The sequence below is a fragment of the Rothia sp. HMSC061C12 genome (assembly GCF_001815755.1).
GTDB classification, from domain to species: Bacteria; Actinomycetota; Actinomycetes; order Actinomycetales; family Micrococcaceae; genus Rothia; species Rothia mucilaginosa.
Genome location: NZ_KV821875.1, coordinates 212,392 through 230,103 on the forward strand (window position 1 = coordinate 212,392; position 17,712 = coordinate 230,103).

11 protein-coding genes and 2 tRNA genes are annotated in these 17,712 nt (G+C 61.1%); 9 read left to right on the plus strand and 4 right to left on the minus strand.

All coding sequences use genetic code 11. From position 1 onward, the window contains the following. Nucleotides 1–134: 134 nt before the first annotated feature. Nucleotides 135–207, minus strand: a tRNA-Lys gene (locus HMPREF3055_RS07900). Between the two features lie 186 nt (nucleotides 208–393). Between HMPREF3055_RS07900 and bcp the strand changes: the two genes are divergently transcribed. The 8 genes from bcp to HMPREF3055_RS07940 all read left to right on the plus strand — a co-directional run bounded on the left by bcp (nucleotide 394) and on the right by HMPREF3055_RS07940 (nucleotide 9,863). Then, nucleotides 394–870 carry a thioredoxin-dependent thiol peroxidase gene (gene bcp, locus HMPREF3055_RS07905; protein ID WP_070738798.1) on the plus strand — a complete coding sequence of 159 codons (477 nt, stop codon included), beginning with the start codon at nucleotides 394–396 and terminating at the stop codon, nucleotides 868–870. 186 nt (nucleotides 871–1,056) lie between these two features. Then, nucleotides 1,057–1,138, plus strand: a tRNA-Leu gene (locus tag HMPREF3055_RS07910). Between the two features lie 150 nt (nucleotides 1,139–1,288). Next, nucleotides 1,289–3,493 (plus strand): ABC transporter substrate-binding protein, encoded by a 2,205-nt coding sequence (locus tag HMPREF3055_RS07915; RefSeq protein ID WP_070738799.1) that lies wholly within the window; start codon nucleotides 1,289–1,291, stop codon nucleotides 3,491–3,493. 210 nt (nucleotides 3,494–3,703) lie between these two features. Continuing rightward, nucleotides 3,704–5,185, plus strand: a complete 1,482-nt coding sequence (locus HMPREF3055_RS07920; RefSeq protein ID WP_070738800.1) for a malate:quinone oxidoreductase — start codon at nucleotides 3,704–3,706, stop codon at nucleotides 5,183–5,185. 250 nt (nucleotides 5,186–5,435) lie between these two features. After that, complete coding sequence (locus HMPREF3055_RS07925) at nucleotides 5,436–6,827, plus strand: YihY/virulence factor BrkB family protein (RefSeq protein WP_070738801.1); 1,392 nt, start codon at nucleotides 5,436–5,438, stop codon at nucleotides 6,825–6,827. A gap of 84 nt (nucleotides 6,828–6,911) precedes the next feature. After that, nucleotides 6,912–7,931: an alpha/beta fold hydrolase gene (locus HMPREF3055_RS07930; protein WP_070738802.1), complete on the plus strand. Its 1,020-nt coding sequence runs from the start codon at nucleotides 6,912–6,914 to the stop codon at nucleotides 7,929–7,931. A 183-nt stretch (nucleotides 7,932–8,114) separates the two neighbouring features. Then, the gene (locus HMPREF3055_RS07935) at nucleotides 8,115–9,206 is read left to right on the plus strand and encodes an S-(hydroxymethyl)mycothiol dehydrogenase (RefSeq protein WP_005505506.1); all 1,092 of its coding nucleotides are present in this window, start codon (nucleotides 8,115–8,117) and stop codon (nucleotides 9,204–9,206) included. Between the two features lie 9 nt (nucleotides 9,207–9,215). Beyond that, on the plus strand, nucleotides 9,216–9,863 hold the full coding sequence (locus HMPREF3055_RS07940; RefSeq protein ID WP_049356589.1) for an MBL fold metallo-hydrolase: 648 nt from the start codon (nucleotides 9,216–9,218) through the stop codon (nucleotides 9,861–9,863). A 192-nt stretch (nucleotides 9,864–10,055) separates the two neighbouring features. Here HMPREF3055_RS07940 and HMPREF3055_RS07945 read toward each other — a convergent pair whose 3' ends face one another. The 3 genes from HMPREF3055_RS07945 to HMPREF3055_RS07955 all read right to left on the minus strand — a co-directional run bounded on the left by HMPREF3055_RS07945 (nucleotide 10,056) and on the right by HMPREF3055_RS07955 (nucleotide 16,173). After that, nucleotides 10,056–11,645, minus strand: coding sequence for an MFS transporter (locus HMPREF3055_RS07945; RefSeq protein ID WP_246822892.1), 1,590 nt, complete (start codon nucleotides 11,643–11,645; stop codon nucleotides 10,056–10,058). A gap of 65 nt (nucleotides 11,646–11,710) precedes the next feature. Beyond that, nucleotides 11,711–14,980, minus strand: a complete 3,270-nt coding sequence (locus HMPREF3055_RS07950; RefSeq protein ID WP_070738803.1) for an AAA family ATPase — start codon at nucleotides 14,978–14,980, stop codon at nucleotides 11,711–11,713. Next, a complete protein-coding gene (locus HMPREF3055_RS07955; protein ID WP_049352552.1) occupies nucleotides 14,977–16,173 on the minus strand; it encodes an exonuclease SbcCD subunit D in 1,197 nt (398 codons plus the stop codon). The genes HMPREF3055_RS07950 and HMPREF3055_RS07955 overlap by 4 nt, the downstream gene beginning before the upstream one ends. Before the next feature lie 265 nt (nucleotides 16,174–16,438). Here HMPREF3055_RS07955 and HMPREF3055_RS07960 point away from each other — a divergent pair, with 265 nt between their 5' ends. After that, nucleotides 16,439–17,584, plus strand: a complete 1,146-nt coding sequence (locus tag HMPREF3055_RS07960) for an ADP-ribosylglycohydrolase family protein (protein ID WP_049352554.1) — start codon at nucleotides 16,439–16,441, stop codon at nucleotides 17,582–17,584. The last annotated feature ends 128 nt before the right edge of the window (nucleotides 17,585–17,712 follow it).

Here is a 17,712-nt window from a genome sequence, read left to right on the forward strand (position 1 = left end):
ACGAGGGCGAATACCGTCTTCCAAGCACTCACATCAGGAGCAAGGGGAAATATCTATACCCCCTCAAAACTGTATTCACAGGGGAACGCAAAAATCCCGCCGATTCCGAAGAATCAGCGGGATTTTCTTTGAAGTGCGCCCCCTGGGACTCGAACCCAGAACCCATTGATTAAGAGTCAATTGCTCTGCCAATTGAGCTAGAGGCGCTTGCTTGTTTCAAGGTTTCCCTCGCAACAAGAAAATACTATACGCGCTTTTTTGTGGTGTGCGCAAGTTGAAATGAGGTGAGCCTGGACACATTGTTTGGGTGGAGTGTGTGGGACACTAGACTGTGTGTATTGTGTGGGGCGCATCCGCCCCTCCCCTAGTTTTTATTGTTTTGAGGAGTTATTGATGAGTGTTCGTCTTGAGCCGGGTACTCCGGCGCCTGCTTTTACCCTTGCTGACGCGTCGGGTAAGGAGCACAGCCTGAGCGATTATGCGGGTAGCAAGGTGATTTTGTATTTCTACCCGAAGGCTTCGACTCCGGGTTGCACGAAGGAGGCGTGCGATTTCCGCGATAATTTGGCGTCGTTGAAGTCGCTGGGTTACGTGGTGTTGGGTGTTTCTCCGGATTCGCCGGCGGCTATTGCCCGTTTTGTGGAGAAGGAGTCGTTGACGTTCCCGCTGCTGTCTGATGCTGATCATGCTGTGGCTGAGGCCTATGGCGCGTGGGGTGAGAAGAAGAATTACGGCAGGGTATATGAGGGTCTGATTCGTTCGACGTTTGTGATTGATGAGCAGGGTGTTATTTCTGTGGCTCAGTACAATGTGCGTGCGACGGGTCATGTGGCTAAGTTGCGTCGTGATTTGGGTATTGACCCGAAGTAAGGTCGTGCTTTTTAGGGTTTGCGCATCGCCGTTCGGTGGCTTCTCGAGGAGGCTGCTGTTCGGCGTGCTTGCGGGCTTTTTGCCCTATGGGGGCTTCTTTTAAGGCTTGGCGAACCTTGGTTCCTGGTGTACACTAATTTTTTGTTGCCTCAGACGCATGCATCTTCGGATGTGGGGTGACACTGCGCGCGAGTGGTGAAATTGGCAGACACGCAGGATTTAGGTTCCTGTGCCTTACGGCGTGGGGGTTCAAGTCCCCCCTCGCGCACACACACATTTACATTGGACCCGCCGTCACGGTTGTCGTGGCGGCGGGTCCTCTTGTATGTATCTTGCCCGGGTGGGGTGTCTCGCCCGGATGGGTGTTGAACCGTTATCCTGAGAGATAAGCATCCGCGACGGAAGAGAGGACCCTCCCGTGCAGCATCAGCCTCATGCATCGTCAGCTGTTGGCAATTCTGATGCGCTGCTGCGAGCCACTGCTGGCTCGAGTGGCTTGAGTCGACGCGCCGTTTTGCGTTTTGGCGCGCTTTTTAGTGCTGGTTTGGCGCTTTCTGCGTGTTCTGGTCAGTCTTCTTCTGGTTCGCCTGCTAGTTCGTCTGCGAGTGCGAGCGAGTCCTCTGCTGATGCGCGTCGCGTGTTTCGGTTTGCGCAGGGTGCGGCGCCGTTGGGTTTGGACCCGGTGTTGTTTCCTGTGGCGAGTACGTATCAGGTGACGGCGCAGGTTTTGCAGACGTTGTTGGTGGCGAATCATTACACGGGTGATCCTGAGGTTCAGGATTCTTTGTGTAGTGCGTGGACGGTTTCTGATGACCGTTTGGTGCATACGTTTGTGTTGCGTGAGGCGCATTTTAGTAACGGTTCTGCGTTGACTGCGGATGCTGTGGTGCAGAATTTCCAGAGGTGGCAGGCGTTGGCTACGGGTGAGGGTACTGCAGCTCATGCGGTGCCTGCTCAGCCTTTGTTTGCGTGGGGTTTTGGTGTGCCGAAGCCGGGTTCTATTGATCCTTCGGCGGTGGAGCCTGCGCCTGTTCAGGCGTCTCCGTCGGGTGCGGCTACCCCGTCTGCTTCAGTGAGTGCGTCTGCTTCTGCAAGTGCTTCCCCGTCTGCTTCTGCGAGTGTTTCTGAGACTGCTACCCCGAGCGCGTCTGCTTCTGCATCGACTTCTGCGAGCGCTTCTGATGCTGCGCATCCGGGCGATAAGAAGGGTGCGCAGAAGTCGGATTCCGCTCAGTCGTCTGCGGTGCAGTCGTTCTTGCCGCTGGTTTCGTCGGTGGTGGCGAAGGATAACTCTGTGGTGGTGACGCTGTCGCGTCCTTCACTGGCGTTCCCGCGTATCTTGACGCAGCAGGCGTTCGGCATTATTGACCCGTCGCTGTTTGGTTCTGATCAGAAGCTGACGGGTAACCCGGTGGGTACGGGTGCGTTCCGTGTGGAGTCGTTCGAGGCTGGCACGGTGCGTCTGCTGAAGAATACCCATTTTGATGGTCAGCAGCCTGAGCTGGATGAGATTCAGATTTCGACCCTCACGTCGTCGGATAAGCGTTATTTTGCGCTGATGGAGGGTCACATTGATGCGTGCGATCAGGTGAATTCGTCTGATCTGGGTCAGTTGGCGCGTGATGGCTATCAGACGCCGGGCCGCGACCCGTTCTCGCTGGTGTATTTGGGTTTGAATACGGCGCATCCGGTGTTGAAGAATATTTCGGTGCGTCGCGCTATTTCGCATGCGGTGGACCGCGGTGCACTACGTCAGTATTACCCGCAGGGCACCTCGGATGCGCAGACGCTGATTTCGCCGTCGTTCCGCATTAAGGCTGATGATGCGAAGGATTACACGGACCGCAATCAGGATATGGCGCGCTCGCTGTTGGCAACTGCTGGGTACGACAATCAGGTGATTGAGTGCTATTACCCTGCCGATGTGTCTCTGCCGTGGATGGATACTCCGCAGAAGGTGTATTCGGAGATGGTGGCTTCGCTGATTGAGGTGGGCCTGAATATTAAGCCGGTGCCTCTGCCGTGGTCTGAGTATCTGTCGAAGAGCCGTGAGGTTTCTTCTGAGCGCGGTATTACCTTGGCGGGTTTCTACGGCATGTACCGTGACCCGTATGCGTTCTTTGGTCCGGTGTTGGCGCCGCTGATTGCTGAGCATCAGGTGCGTTCGTTGATTGCTAATGCGCCGTCGGATATGACGACTGGTTTGACGAAGAAGAGTTCTGATGTGCCGTCGTCGGGTGGTGCGAATTCGAATGTGCGGATTTCTGCGACTCCGAGCCCGCAGCCGAGTTATTCGCCGGACCCGTTGATGCCTGAGGAGGAGGCTTCGGCTTCTGCTTCGCCGAGCCCGTCGGCGTCACCTTCGCCGCAGCCTACTGCTGTGGCGGTGGCGCCGTCGCCTCGTTTTAGTGAGGTGATGGAGGCGATTCGTACCGCGGATTCTGCTGTTTCGGTGGATTCGCAGCGTGAACTATACGCGAAGGTTGTGTCTCAGTTGGGTCAGTTCATGCCGGCGGTTCCGTTGCTGAATGTGACGTCTAAGGTGGCTGTGAGCCGTGAGGTTCAGGGCTATCAGACGGAGCAGAATGCGATTGAGCTGTTTGGAAAACTGCGTAAGTTGTAGGCAGTTCAGGTTTGAGTGTTGCATTGTGCGCATGTTTGGCGTGCTCTGGAGGGTTTTTGCCTTCCAGGGAAGCTAGCGTGTGAACTGCAACACTCTCCTGTTATTTGCTGATTCTAGCTATGCCTCCCCCGCTAAAAGGAGTAGGCTAGATGATGTACCCCACAGTCATTGTGCCCGAGGATGGGCACCCTCACCCTAAGGGAGAACTCAGTGGTAGCACGTACTGAACGAACCGACGTCGTCCTGGTCGGCGGCGGCATCATGAGCGCCACCCTCGGCGTGTTCCTCAAGGAGCTCGAACCGACCTGGAATATTATCCTACTCGAACGCCTCGACAAGGTTGCTCAGGAATCCTCCAACCCCTGGAATAACGCAGGTACCGGCCACTCGGCACTGTGCGAGCTCAACTACGCCCCCGCTGGTCCCGACGGTACTGTCTCCGCTGCCAAGGCACTGAACATTAACGAGCAGTTCCAGGTTTCCCGCCAGTTCTGGGCATCCCTGGCTGAGAAGAATATTCTGACTGACACCAGCTTCATCAACCCGGTCCCCCACATGTCCCTGGTCTTCGGCGAAGACCACTCCAAGTACCTGGCTGCGCGCTACGATTCTTTCCGCAAGGAGAAGCTCTTCGAGCGTATGCAGTTCTCCAATGACCGCGAGAAGATTGGCGAATGGGCACCGCTGACCGTCAAGGGTCGCAAGGGTAACGAGCCGATGGCTGCAACCTGGTCCCCCGAAGGTACCGACGTGAACTTCGGCTCCCTCACCGAGCAGCTGGTCGATTACCTGCAGACCAAGGGTGTTGAGGTTCGCTACGGCTACCAGGTCACCAACCTGAACCGCGAGTCGAACGGCTCCTGGCAGGTTCAGGCGATTAACCGCATCAACAAGGATGAGCCTCTGAGCATCAACGCGAAGTTCGTGTTCCTCGGTGCCGGCGGTGGCGCCCTGCACCTGCTGCAGAAGTCCGGCATTGAAGAGGGTAAGGGCTACGGCGGCTTCCCCGTCTCCGGCCTGTTCCTGCGCAACACCCACGAGGCAACCGCAAACCAGCACAACGCTAAGGTGTACGGTCAGGCTTCGGTGGGTGCACCTCCCATGTCTGTTCCCCACCTGGACACCCGCTACGTGGACGGCAAGCGTGCTCTGCTCTTCGGCCCCTACGCCGGTTTCAAGACAAACTTCTTGAAGCAGGGTTCCGTACTGGATTTGCCGAAGTCCCTGCGCCTGCACAACCTATACCCCATGACCCGTGCAGGTCTGGATAACTTCTCCCTGGTCAAGTACCTGCTCTCCGAGCTGGTCAAGGACAAGAACGCTCGCCTGGAGACCCTGCACCAGTACTACCCCGAGGCTGACGGCGGCGAGTGGGAGCTCATCGAGGCTGGTCAGCGCGTCCAGATCATGAAGAGGGACGCGAAGAAGGGCGGCATCCTGCAGTTCGGTACCGAGGTTGTCTCCGCAGCGGACGGCTCCATCGCAGCTCTGCTGGGTGCATCCCCCGGTGCTTCCACCGCGGCTCCGATTATGCTGAACCTGCTCAAGCAGTGCTTCCCCGCCAAGATTGCTGGTTGGGAGCCTCGCCTGAAGGAGCTCATCCCCGGTTACGGCGTGAAGCTCAACGACAACCCGGATCTGGCTGATGAGGTTATGGCTCACACCGCTAAGGTTCTGGGTATTTACAACTAGTTTTCAGCTAGTCGAAAACAGTATCTAACAAGCCTTTTTGAGGCTTTTCGGGGTGGTTACCCTCTCTAACTGACAAACAGGTTATCTATCTGCACTCGCAGAAAAATACGGGAGGGTCAGAAAACCCTATATAATGTCACCGCAGGGGCGGGAAGGACAGCTCATTGTTCTCCTCGCCCCTTCTGTGCGCCCACACGCTGAAGCTCATAGGCGCACCACTGTGTACACCCCACTCATTCAAGGAGCCCCATTGGCTGCACACACCGGCTCTTCCACGGACACCTCCTCAACCCAGGTACCCGCCGGAGCTCGACGCGGACTCTTCTCCCGTAAGAAGAAGCCCGCGGCCCCCAAGTACGCAAGCGTGAAACTGCGCGACTTCCCCAAGGGCAGCATTCTCTACATTCTGCGCCGTGCCATCTACAAATTCGGCGCAAACGGCGGCACCGATATGGCGGCAGCACTCACCTACTTCACCGTGCTGTCCATCTTCCCCGCCCTGCTGGCGATCGTCTCCCTACTGGGCGTATTCGGTCACGGTGAGGAAAGCGCCGCCGTCATCCTCGCCTTCCTCAAGGACAACGCGCCCGCCCAGATGTACGCCATTATGGAAGACCCCATCAAGCAGATTACCGGCGACCATGGCGCAGGCCTGGTGCTGTTGACCGGTATCCTCAGTGCGATCTGGTCCGCCTCCGGGTACACCGGATCCTTCGGCCGAGCTCTCAACACGGTCTACAACGTGCGTGAAGGCCGCCCCGGCTGGATTCTCAAGCCGCTGAACGTCTTCGTCACCACCGTGATTATCATCCTCGTGGTACTCATGATGCTCATGATGCTGCTGGGTGTAACCGTCCTGGACATGGTCGGTCGGTATGTACCCGAAACCGTGGATATGGAACTCATCAAGCTCATCTGGCTTAACGGCCGCTGGGTCCTCATCCTGTTCATGGCAATCGCCCTGATCACTCTGCTCTACGCCGCCACCCCGAACGTGCGCCGCTTCAAACAGTGGAAGCTCTCCCCCGGTGCGGCGCTGGCGCTCTTCGGCATGAGCCTGGGCGGTTTCGGCTTCACCCTCTACGCCAACAACTTCAGCAAGTACAACGCCACCTACGGCCTCATTGGTGGTGTGATTGTGATGCTGCTGTTCATCTGGATCATGAACAATATGCTCCTCTTCGGCGCGCACCTGGACGCAGAAATCATGCTCATGCGCCAGGTACTCGCCGGCGAAGACGACCACGGACACCTGAAGGTTCAGCCGCGCAGCACCACCGCATCCCGTGCGATGAAAGAACAGAGCGAACGCCTCATGTCCGCCGGACGCGAACTGCAGCAGCAGGCGGCAGGCCAGGACATGCTCCCCAAGCCGAAGGGCCCCTCCATTGCGGATCGCGTGCAGAAGGCGGTGGACACCAACACCACCATGATTCGCACGTTCATTGCCGACGGTAAGGAACGCATCGAAAACGGCAAGGAACAGCTACAGAAGAAGCAGGCGAAGGCAGACGCCGCCGAGGCTCAGGCTTCTGAGGCAACCGCGGCGAAGGCAGAAGCGAGCGCAAAGGCTGAACCTCAGCAGGAGGCGCTCTTCGACCTGGGCACCGATAACTCAACCGGTGCGGCCAAGAAGAACTAAGCGGTAGCTCAGCTGAGCGCGTACCGCCTCAACCTTTCAAAGGGCGCAGGACAGAAACCCTGCGCTGGTCACTAAGATAGAACTATGACCAGTGCAGAATTCTCTCCCGCGCCCTTTGCCGTACCCAATGCTGTTGTACCAGGCACTACCCTGCCCGACCTCGAGTACACCCTCTACCAGCCGCAGCAGCTCAAAAGCCGCGTCCCCGCCCTCATGCTTCACGGCTTCGCCACCCGCGGCGAACAGCTCTACGGCGGCACCAGCTGGATCCGCCAATACCTGCGCGCCGGATACCCCGTGCTGATTGTTACCCTGCCCTACCACTCAGACGAATACCTCAAAGACCCCGAATCCATGCACGCCGTCGACTGCAAACTCCCCGACAACACGAGCGTGCGCAGCCGCACAATTCCGTTCGATTCGGTGCCCCCTGTCGATGCGGCAGGTCAGCCGCTGACCCCCATGCACCTGTTCACCAACCTGCTCGCCCAGCTGCTGCGCACCGTCGCCACCGAGAACGACCTCGGCGTTGAACTGGAGCCCCGCGCGCACGTTATTGGCTTCTCCTTCGGCGCCCGCGTCGGCTGGGAACTCGCCCTCACCCACCCGGAGGCAGTCGCATCCCTCACCCTGGGCGGCCTGCCCCTACACGACCACCTCATTACCCTGCGCGCCATGCTCGAAGCGCACGAGGGAACCAGCGCCTCCGCGAGTGCAGAAACCCCGGCGGCAGACTCCACCGACGAGGCGATTGCCTCCTTCACCTCGATTATTGACAACTCCCCCATTCAACCCGACGCGCTGCTGAAGTTCGTGAGGATTCCCTTCGGCCCGTTCTTCGACGTGCCCGCCCTGCGTGCCGGATCCCCGGATTTGCCGGCGGGCCACCCGGGCGCGCATCCGCGCGTACCCGTTGCGGTGGTACTCGGTGACGCGGACACCATCGCCGCCGACGGAGCGGAACTCTACGACATGGTGCGCGGCAACAATCCGCTTAACCGCTTCATCTCCCTGGCCGGCCGCGACCACGTGAACGCACTGACCTCGGGCGCGTTCCGACGCGGTGCGCTCGCCTTTGCGGCAGAGGTGGAGGCGGCAGAGTAAGTAGCCGCAGACTACGCGGGTTCCGGGAGGAGTAAGAGACAACGTCATAAAACGTCACATTCACCTGGGGGCTTCACGCTCAGCCCCGGGGTGCATCAGGTATGCCTTAGCTCTTAGAATGGGAACGTATCAAAAAACCTTTATCTGCGGTTGAGGCTCAACCGCGCCCAGCAAAGGAGCACCATGCACAAGGTTAAGGCTGTCGTAGCCCTCGCCCAGGACGCACCCGTCACCGTCACCACCATCAACGTACCCGACCCCGGCAAGGGCGAAGCACTCGTCAAGGTCCTCACCTGCGGCGTCTGCCAGACCGACCACCACTACGTCACCGGCGGCGTTGGCCAGGACTTCCCCTACCTGCTCGGCCACGAGTCCGCAGGTATCGTTGAGGCTGTCGGCGATGACGTCACCGACATCGCCCCCGGCGACCTGGTCATCCTCAACTGGCGTGCCGTCTGCGGCGAATGCCGCGCATGCCGCAAGGGCCAGCCGCAGTACTGCTTCGCAACCCACAACGCAACCCAGAAGATGACCCTCGAGGACGGTACCGAACTCACCCCCGCACTGGGTATCGGCTCCTTCGCTGAGAAGACCCTCGTCGCAGCTGGCCAGTGCACCAAGATCACCGCTGACATCAGCCCCGAACAGTACGCAGCCATCGGTCTGCTCGGCTGCGGCGTCACCGCAGGTCTGGGCGCTGTGCTGAACACCGGTGAGCTCAAGCGCGGCGAGTCCGTGGCAGTCATCGGCTGTGGCGGCGTCGGCACCGCAGCAATCGCAGGCGCACAGCTCGGTGGCGCAACCACCATCATCGCCGTCGACATCGACGAGGATAAGCTGGCACGCGCACGCGAACACGGCGCAACCCACACCGTGAACTCCTCCAAGGTCGACCCCGTCGAGGCCATCAAGGAACTCACCGGCGGCTTCGGTGCAGACCTCGTCATCGACGCTGTCGGCATCGCCCCCACCTTCAAGCAGGCATTCGAAGCACGCGACCTGGCTGGCCGCGTCGTCCTCGTCGGCGTGCCCGCACCCGGCACCACTTGGGACATCCCGCTGGATGAGGTGTTCGGCCGCGGCGGCTCCATCAAGAGCGCATGGTACGGCGACACCCTGCCCTCCCGCGACTTCCCCGAATTCGTGGACCAGTACCTGCTCGGCCGCCTCGACCTGGACGGCTTCGTCTCCGAGCGCATCCGCCTCGAAGACGTCAACGAAGCATTCGAAACCATGAAGACCGGCCGCGTGCTGCGCTCGGTCGTGGAACTCTAGGAGCGTAGCGTGAGCGAACGTATTGAACGAGTCGTCACCTCCGGCACCTTCTCGCTGGACGGCGGCTGCTGGGACGTCGACAACAACGTCTGGATCATCGGCAATGACTCCTCCGTGATCATCATTGACCCCGCCCACGACGTCGACAAGATCTCCCGCACCGTCGCAGGCCGCACCGTGGAGAAGATTCTGCTGACCCACGCCCACGACGACCACATCCGCAGCGCCAAGGAGGCGGCAGAACGCTTCGGCGCACCCGTCTACCTGAACCCCGCAGACCGTGTGCTCTGGGAAATGGTGTACCCTTCCTGGGACTTCGACCACGAACTCGCTGACGGCGATGTACTGCGCATCGGCGACACCGAACTGAAGGTCCTCGCCACCCCCGGCCATTCCCCCGGCTCCGTGTGCTTCTACGCACCCACCCTCAGCTGGGAAAACAGCGAAGGCGTCGTCTTCTCCGGCGACACCCTCTTCAACGGCGGCCCCGGCGCAACCGGACGCTCCTACAGCGACTTCGACACCATCATCGAGTCGATCTCGACCCGCCTGCTGACCCTGCCCGGGTCCACCGCGGTCCTCACCGGCCACGGCGACAGCACCGGCATCGGTCTGGAGGCGCCCGAGCTTCCTGCATGGATCAAGCGCGGTCACTAAACTGTAGCCTCACGCTGAAGTTCACAGGCTGAGGCTCTCACACCGAGGTTCTCAGGCCGAGGCTCACCACAAACCGAGCACGGTACACAAAAGGCGGATGCCCCACCACCTGCAGAAGGTGGCGGGTCATCCGCCTTTTATCGCGCGCTCATCACGCTCAAGCTACCGGCAAGGAACTAGCAGCAACCCAAACTAGCCGCGTTCCGTCTCAGCCAAAGGAGCCAACTGCTCCTCATGCTCCTCACGCCACAAGTAGCCGTACAAATGACCCAACGCAAAATACAGCGTCGCAATAATCACCGGCACCATAAACGCATTACGGTAATACGGAGCGTCACCCATATAGCCGCCCCACATACTACCCATCGCAAGACCAATACCCAGCATCGAGCGGGTAAAGAAGCTCGCCTGCGCATCAGGAATATGCTTGAGCGAACGGTTCAGCCACAGCTCATGACCGCCAAACGCCACACCCAGCACCGCACCACACAGCACCAACGCATAGAAAATCGTGGACGTATCATCACTCGCCGGCAAATACAGGGCACCCATAATCAGCAGAACGCCGCTCACCAACCAACCATGCCACGGGTTCACCGAACGGGCACCCAAAACCACGGGGAAAGACACAAGCACCATCGCGCCGGTACCGGTCGCAACCATCGCCATGAACAAGTTCATCGAACCGTGAATCAGCGAGAAGCCCAGCAGACCCGAACCGACCGCGCCCATACACGCACCCAGCAGCACCAGACCAAGAATCAACACCACCGTCTGCTTATTCGGACGGACCAGATTCTTCGGCGGAGACATGCGAATACGCGAAATATCCGGCAGCCACATCGGCGCGGCCAGAACCACAATGAACAGTAGCGCATCCAGAATCATCGTGATCCAGAAGCCCGCATACTCATGATTCGGGGTGAGGTACGCATCGCCCAGCCGCACCAGCAGAGCAGCCAGCGGGTACATCGACAGGTTCGCCGTCGTCCCCCAAGAAACAGCTGTCGACAAGCGAACATCACTGTACTTATAGTTGCGGCGGTACAGCGACTCCAACGCAAACGGCGTCCACGGCGGAGTCGTAAAACCCATCGCCACGCAAGAGAGCGCATGGTATGTCGTACTCACGTTATTCGGGTCAACCGTCAAACGCCAACCAATGACCAGCATATTCAGCACCGCAGCAATATTCAGCACCGACGTAATCGCCAGCAACGCCCTCAAACCCAGGGCACGCACCAGCATCGGGCCGAGCATAATCTGCACCGAATACGCGCCAGCAAACGCCGCCACCGCATAGCCGCCATCATGCACACTACCCAGGTGGCTCGCCAACAGAATATACAGCGCAAACGCCGAAGAAGCCGCCGGAATATGGAACAGAATCGTCAACACATTACGGGCAAAGCCCTCATCACGGAGCACACCGCGCAGATGGTAACGCTGCTCCTTACCGTTACGCAGGAACAACGCCCAATGCTGACGCAAAATATCCGGCACCGAGGCGTTCGTATTAACCTCATCCGCAGTAGGAACCGGTCGCGGCGGCAACTCCTGCAACACGTGCTCGTTACTGCGCACCACATCCGTCAGGGAGGTGCCCGGAACCGTCGGAATGCCTGTACCCGAAGCACTCAACCTATCCGAGGTATCGGGGGCGGGTGCCACCTTCATGGTGCGCGGAGGAACCTTCGGCGCGGATGCGTTAGTGTGCGCATCAGCCGAAGGTTCCACACGATACGTTGAATTCGGTGCCCTGTCCTGAGGTGTCGAGGTCATCATCTCTTTCACGAATAAGCCGCCGGACATGCCATAACAGCAGCCCGGAAGCGAATTTATGCCTACTAGGAGTTTACCCTCACCGACGAGCCGTTCTGACCCTTTTCAACCACAATCTGGGCGGGAATACGGTTCTTCATCTCCTCCACATGCGAAATCAGGCCAATAGTGCGGCCACTATCACGCAGCGATTCGATTGTGCCCATCACCATGTCCAGAGTTTCAGCGTCCAACGTGCCAAAACCCTCATCAATGAAGAGGGTATCCAACTCGATACCGCCATTATTCGCCTGAACAACCTCAGCCAGACCCAACGCCAACGACAGCGACGCCAAGAACGACTCACCACCGGACAGCGACGACGCCTCACGCGGCTCGCCCGTCCAGGTGTCGGTAATCTCCAGGTTCAGGCCGCCGCCGGAACGGCTACCCTTCGCACGGTGATCGCTGAACACCATGCCGTAGCGGCCCTCACTCATGCGATCCAGGTGCAGTGACGCCGAGTGCAGAATCCGCTCAAACTCGGCACCCAGCACGTAACTCACCAGGTCAACCTGATGCTCATAGCCGCCCAGCGTGTCACCGCGGGCAGCCGCCGCCAGGTTCGCCAACATCTGCGCACGGTCATAACGCTGCGCCGTCTTCGCACGGAACGCCGCATACTCGCCACGCAGCACATGCAAAGAACGCAGCATGCTCTCCCGCTCACCCTCACGAAGAGTCAAACGGTGCGCCGCCGCACGCAACTGCTCAACCTGCTCACGCACACCCTGCAGATCATCCGGCGCCTGCTCACCAGCGGCGGCACGCGCCGCCACCGCAACAATCGCCTCACGACCAAAGCCCTCAAGGAGGCGGGCATGCTCCAACTCATACGCGGCAACAGCCTGCTCCAGGGCATCAACACGCTCGGGGGTGCGCACCGCCGCCTGCACCAGCTCAGCGCTCTCAAACGAAGACTCAGCCAGCAAACGCTCAGCCTGCGCCGCCGCCAAAGCATGACGCTCACGCGCCTGCCCCAACAGCAACACTGCACGAGCAAGACGCTGATGCGCCACACGGTAACCCTCAACAGCCTCAACACGTTGCGCAAAACCCACCGCTGCACGAGCAGGCGCCAACTGCGCCGCAGCCGCCTCACAGCGCGCCGCAGCATCACGGTGACGAGTCTGAGCCTCAACCGCCGCGCCCTCAATGGTGCGTAGCGCCTCCTGAGCCTTCTGCCGTTCAGCCTGCACCCGCTCAACCTTCACCAGCACGCCGTCACGCGCGGTCACACGCGACTGAGCCTGCGCGAGGCGAGTCTGCGCCTGCTGCAACTGGGCGGCAGTCTGCTCCACATCGCACTCGCCCTGAGCCGCCAGGGTCTCATACTGGGTGCGGGCGGCGGCGAGCGCCTCGGAGGCTTCCTGGTGCGCCTTGGTCGCCCGATCCTTAGCCAGCTCGTGGGTGCGCGCCTGCTTGTGAGCCTTGTCTTCACGCTCCTTGGCGACGTCCAGGTCGGCACGCTCAACCAGCTGCTCGCCCTCGGCAATCTGTGCGGGGGCGGGGTGCTCGACCGAGCCGCAGACCGCGCAGGGTTCGCCGTCCTTGAGCTCGCGCGCCAGCAGCGAGGACGCCTGGGCGAGGCGCAGCACCTGCAGGTTCTTGAACTCCTCCGTGGCTACGAGCGCCTGCTGAGCCGAAGCCTGCCACTTTTCCTGCGCCTTCTGCTCGGCGGTGGCGGTGCGCTTGCTCTGCTTCTCAGCCTCAGCAACCGCGGCGGAGGCGACATCGAGCTTCTGCTGCATCTGCTGGGCGGCATCGTGCTTCTGCTGCGCCTCGGTGACCAGGTGCGCGGCGAGGGTGCGTTCCTCGTCGGCGGTGCTGTAGCCGGCGAGTTCTTCGGCAAGCTGCTCGGCGGCGGCGGTCAGGTCGCTCAGGGTCTTTTCGGCACGCGACTTGTCCTGTTCGAGGGCGTTAGCCTGCTTCAGCAGGGCGGCTGCGGCGGCTTCCTCGTCGGTAAGCTGAGCGTCCTTCTTCTGCAAGGCGCGCAGGGTGTCGAGGAGCGCCTCAAGCTGGGCTTCTTGTTCAGCGGGCTCGAGCTCCGGGAGCGCGGCGAAGGTCGTCTCCTCGGGGAAGGTGACGTCTTCCGCGGTTTCCTCATCGCGCAGTGCCGCAAGCAGGGCGCGACCGGTCTCATCCAGCGCGGATGCGCACGCAGCCTGCTCCTGCTGGCGGGCGGCGAGCGCCTGCGATTCGGCGTGGACCTGCGTGTACTGTGCGTGCAGGGGCGCGGCAGCACGCGCCTGCGACAGCTCTTCACGCTGCGCCTTATGCCCCTCGGCGCGTTCGGTCAGGCGGGTGCGGCGTTCGCAGAGCTGCTCGTATTCGCGCCAGTCGGCCTGCAGCTGGGCGCGTTCGGCGAGCAGGCGGGTGTTCCGGTCGGCTTCGTCGGTGAGGCGCTGCTGCTCCTGCTTTTCGCGTGCGGAGGTTTCGCGGGCACGTTCTACTCCGCAGGCGACCCATGCGTCGAGGGTTTCGGCGGTGACGTTCTCGGCAGTGACGTTCTCAGCGGTGAGATGTTCGGAAGTCTCCTCGCCCGCCTCCGCAGCTTCCTCAGCACCCGAATCCACAGCGTCCAGTAGCGACTGCAGGGCGAGCATTTCTGCGCGGGCACGTTCAAGGTAGCCGCGCTGGGTGTTTTCGTCCTGGGCGACTTCCTGCTGGGCGGTTTTCGCTTCCTCAGTGAGTGCAGCGAAGAGCTGTTCGTAGTGTTCGACGGGGAACATCTTTTTGAGCAGTTCTTTGCGTTCTTTGGGCTTGGACTTGAGGAATTGCGCGAACTGGCCCTGCGGCAGGAGTACGACTTTGAGGAATTGTTCTTTGGTCAGGTGGGTGCGTTCGGCGATGGTGCGGTTGACTTCGGCGACGCTGCTGGAGATGGGGATCCAGGCTTTTTCGTCGGCGGGGTCGGCGCCGGGTGCGAGTTCGGCGAGGGTTGCTTTGGCGCTTTCTTCGCGCATCTGGCCTTTGCGGGCGCCGCGGGTGATGGGTTTGTTGTAGGCGGGGGTGCGGTCGATGCGCAGGCGCTTGCCGTGGAGGGTGACGTCGAGTAACACGCGCGGTTTGGTGCCGCTGTGTGCCGCGTAGGTGGAGTGCAGTTTGGCGGATTCGCGGTCGCTGCTGGTTTCGCCGTAGAGGGCGTAGCAGATAGCGTCGAGGATGGTGGTTTTACCGGCACCGGTTGGGCCGTTGAGTAGGAATACGCCGGCGTTGTTGAGGGTGTCGAAGTTGATTTCTTGGCGCTTGGGGTATGCCATGAAGGCTTCGAATTCGAGGTTGTGCAGGATCATGCGTTGTCCTTGTGGCTTTTGATGTGGTCGCTGAGGGTGGTGATGACGTCGCGTTCTTCGCTGGTGAGGGGGCGGTTGCGTACGTATTGGTGGAATTGGTCGAAGGTTTCGACGGGGTCGGCGTCGCGGGTGGGCGGTGCGGCGGTGGGTTTGTCGGTGGCGGGTTGGGTGCTGCGGTAGCTGAAGTGGGAGATGGTTTCGTAGCGGCTGCGCAGGCGGTCGACGGCGCCGACGGGTAGGGTTTCGTCGGTGAGTTCGATGCGGCAGTAGTAGCCCTGCTCGTAGGGGCTGTTTTCTGGGGCGTTGAGTAGCTGCTCCATGGTGCCGCGCAGGGTTTTCATGTGTACACGGGTTGCCCATTCGTGGCTGCTGATGGTGGGTTCTTCGCCGGGGTTGAGTTCGATGAGGTAGGCGCCGTTGCGGTTGTGTTCTTCGCTGAATGAGAAGCCGAGCGGGGAGCCGCTGTAGCGGATGGTGTGGGTGACGGGGTAGCGCTTGTGGATGTGGCCGAGGGCTACGTAGTCGAAGCCGTCGAAGAGGGAGGCGGGTACCCAGTCGATACCGCCGACGCTGATGTCGCGTTCGGAGTCGCTGCGGGGTGTGGTGTCTGCGCTGCCGGCGGTGTCACTGCCGGTGGTGTCGCTGACTGTTGCGTGGCTCATGACGATGATGCGGTCGGCGCCTGCGCCGCGGGCGCGTCGTTCTGCGGCGTCGGCGCGGATGGCGTCGGTGACGGCGCCGAGGACGGCCTGGTGGGTGGGGTCTACACCGAGGGCGGTGGCGTGGAGGCGCGGCGCGAGGTAGGGGATGGCGTAGACGTGTACGCGCAAGGTGCCGTCGGTGAGTTCGACGGGGCGGGTGGCGTCTTCGATGGTGGTGCGCAGGTGCACGCCGGAGGCTTCGAAGAAGGCTGCGCCGTAGCTGAGGCGGCGGAAGGAGTCGTGGTTGCCGGAGCTGAGGATGACGTGCACGCCGGCGCGCATGAGGCGGGTGAGTGCCTGGTCGAGCAGGGTGGTGCTTTCGGCGGTGGGGATGGTGCTGTCGTAGACGTCGCCGCTGATGAGGAGGGTGTTGATGCCTTCGGCGTGCACGTAGTTGAGCAGTTCGTCGATGAACTGCTGGTGTTCGCGGGTGAGGGGGCTGCGGTGGAAGGTGCGGCCGAGGTGCCAGTCGGAGGTGTGCAGGATCTTCATGGTTTCAGTATGGCATTGCGTCTTGTTTTGCGCCTCACAGTTCGTCATTCAGGGGCGGAACCCTCTGCTCAGACCCCACCGCAGCGTAGGTGCTCATGCGTAGCGGGGGCTCCGTCCTCAAGGCGCCCCGGCGCCGCAGAGGGGGCACTCCCCCGCGAGCATGAGCACGAAGCCGCCTGGTATACCCCCACCCCCGCGCATCCTGAGCACGAAGCAGCTTATGCCCTAGCCCGCGCATCCTAACCGCCCGTGGGATAATCGCCCTATGAGTTTTTCTTCTGTTGAGTTCACGCGTGCACCTGAGGTTTCGGCTGAGTTTACGGGCAGGGTGCGCGGCTTGTTGTGTGCGTCTGCGTTGGGTGATGCGCTGGGTTATCCCCTTGAGCTACTGTCGGCTGAGCAGATTGCGGAGCGCGTCCCTAAGCCGTGGGATTCGGCGTTTGGTGAGCTGTTGGTCAGTGATGATACGCAGCTGACGTGTTTCACTCTGGATGCTTTGACGGAGGTTTTGGAGTGGAATAATGAGGGCGCGGCGGCGGATGAGTTGGCGTGTTTGTGGTTGGCGTATTTGCGGTGGTTCCGCGGTATTGGTGAGGTTCTGCCGGAGTCTGCGCCGTTTTCGTTGGATCGTGAGATTGATGGGGCGCCCGAGTTGACGGCTCGTCGTGGTCCGGGTGCGGCGACGTTGCGGGCGTTGGGTTCGGGTGAGATGCAGTTGGTGTCGAAGTCGTTGAATCCTGATGCTTTGGGTAGTGGCGCGTTAGTGCGTTCGGCGGCGTTGGGTGTTTTGCCGGTGGCGCAGGAGCGTACGGTGGTTTTGTTGGCGGTGCGTGCGGCGGCGTTGACGCATGGGCATCCGGAGGCGTTGGCTTCGGCGGCGGCGTATGCGTTGTTGGTGCGTGACCTGTTGGCGTCCCAGTCTGGCTCGTTTGGTGTGTTGTTGGATTCTGCCCGCCGTGTGCTTGACTGGTGCGGCACGGTGGGCGCGGATGATTCGATTCCGGGTGATGCTGCGCGTACGGCGGCGGCGTTGAGTCGTGCCGTCAAGCTGTTGGAGGGCGGCGTGGTGCCGGTGCCGCAGGCTGTAGCGGAGCATTTTGGTACGGGTTGGACGGCGCCGGAGCTACTGGGCGTGGCGTTCTGGTGTGCTGCGGATGCTGTGAAGGGCCTGCCTACTGATGCTGATGATGCGACGGTGCGTGGCGCCTTGTTTGAGGGGTTGTGCCGTGCGGTGTCGGTGGATTCGGATTCGGATTCGGTGGGTGCGATGACGGCGGCGTTGTGGGCGGCGGTTGGTTTGCCGGTGGGCGGCGGTGAGGCTGATGCGTGGTCGCAGGCGCTGGGTCGTGTGCGCGGGCTAGATCAGGTGGAGGCGGTGGCGGACCGCTATCTGCGTCAGCTGGGTCTGTAGCGGCGCTGAACCTCAACGGCATAGCGGCGATGCGTAGCGGGGGCTCCGTCCTCGAAGCGCCTGGCCCATTCATTTATTGGGGCGCTGAAGAGGGGGCACTCCCCCGCGAGCATCGTCCACAAGCCGTC

Bases quoted from the DNA above. Each gene is read 5' to 3' on its own strand.
- bcp (WP_070738798.1), top strand. From the start codon at position 394: ATGAGTGTTCGTCTTGAGCCGGGTACTCCGGCGCCTGCTTTTACCCTT.
- HMPREF3055_RS07950 (WP_070738803.1), bottom strand. From the start codon at position 14,980: ATGATCCTGCACAACCTCGAATTCGAAGCCTTCATGGCATACCCCAAG.
- HMPREF3055_RS07930 (WP_070738802.1), top strand. From the start codon at position 6,912: ATGACCAGTGCAGAATTCTCTCCCGCGCCCTTTGCCGTACCCAATGCT.
- HMPREF3055_RS07955 (WP_049352552.1), bottom strand. From the start codon at position 16,173: ATGAAGATCCTGCACACCTCCGACTGGCACCTCGGCCGCACCTTCCAC.
- HMPREF3055_RS07945 (WP_246822892.1), bottom strand. From the start codon at position 11,645: ATGACCTCGACACCTCAGGACAGGGCACCGAATTCAACGTATCGTGTG.
- HMPREF3055_RS07960 (WP_049352554.1), top strand. From the start codon at position 16,439: ATGAGTTTTTCTTCTGTTGAGTTCACGCGTGCACCTGAGGTTTCGGCT.
- HMPREF3055_RS07935 (WP_005505506.1), top strand. From the start codon at position 8,115: ATGCACAAGGTTAAGGCTGTCGTAGCCCTCGCCCAGGACGCACCCGTC.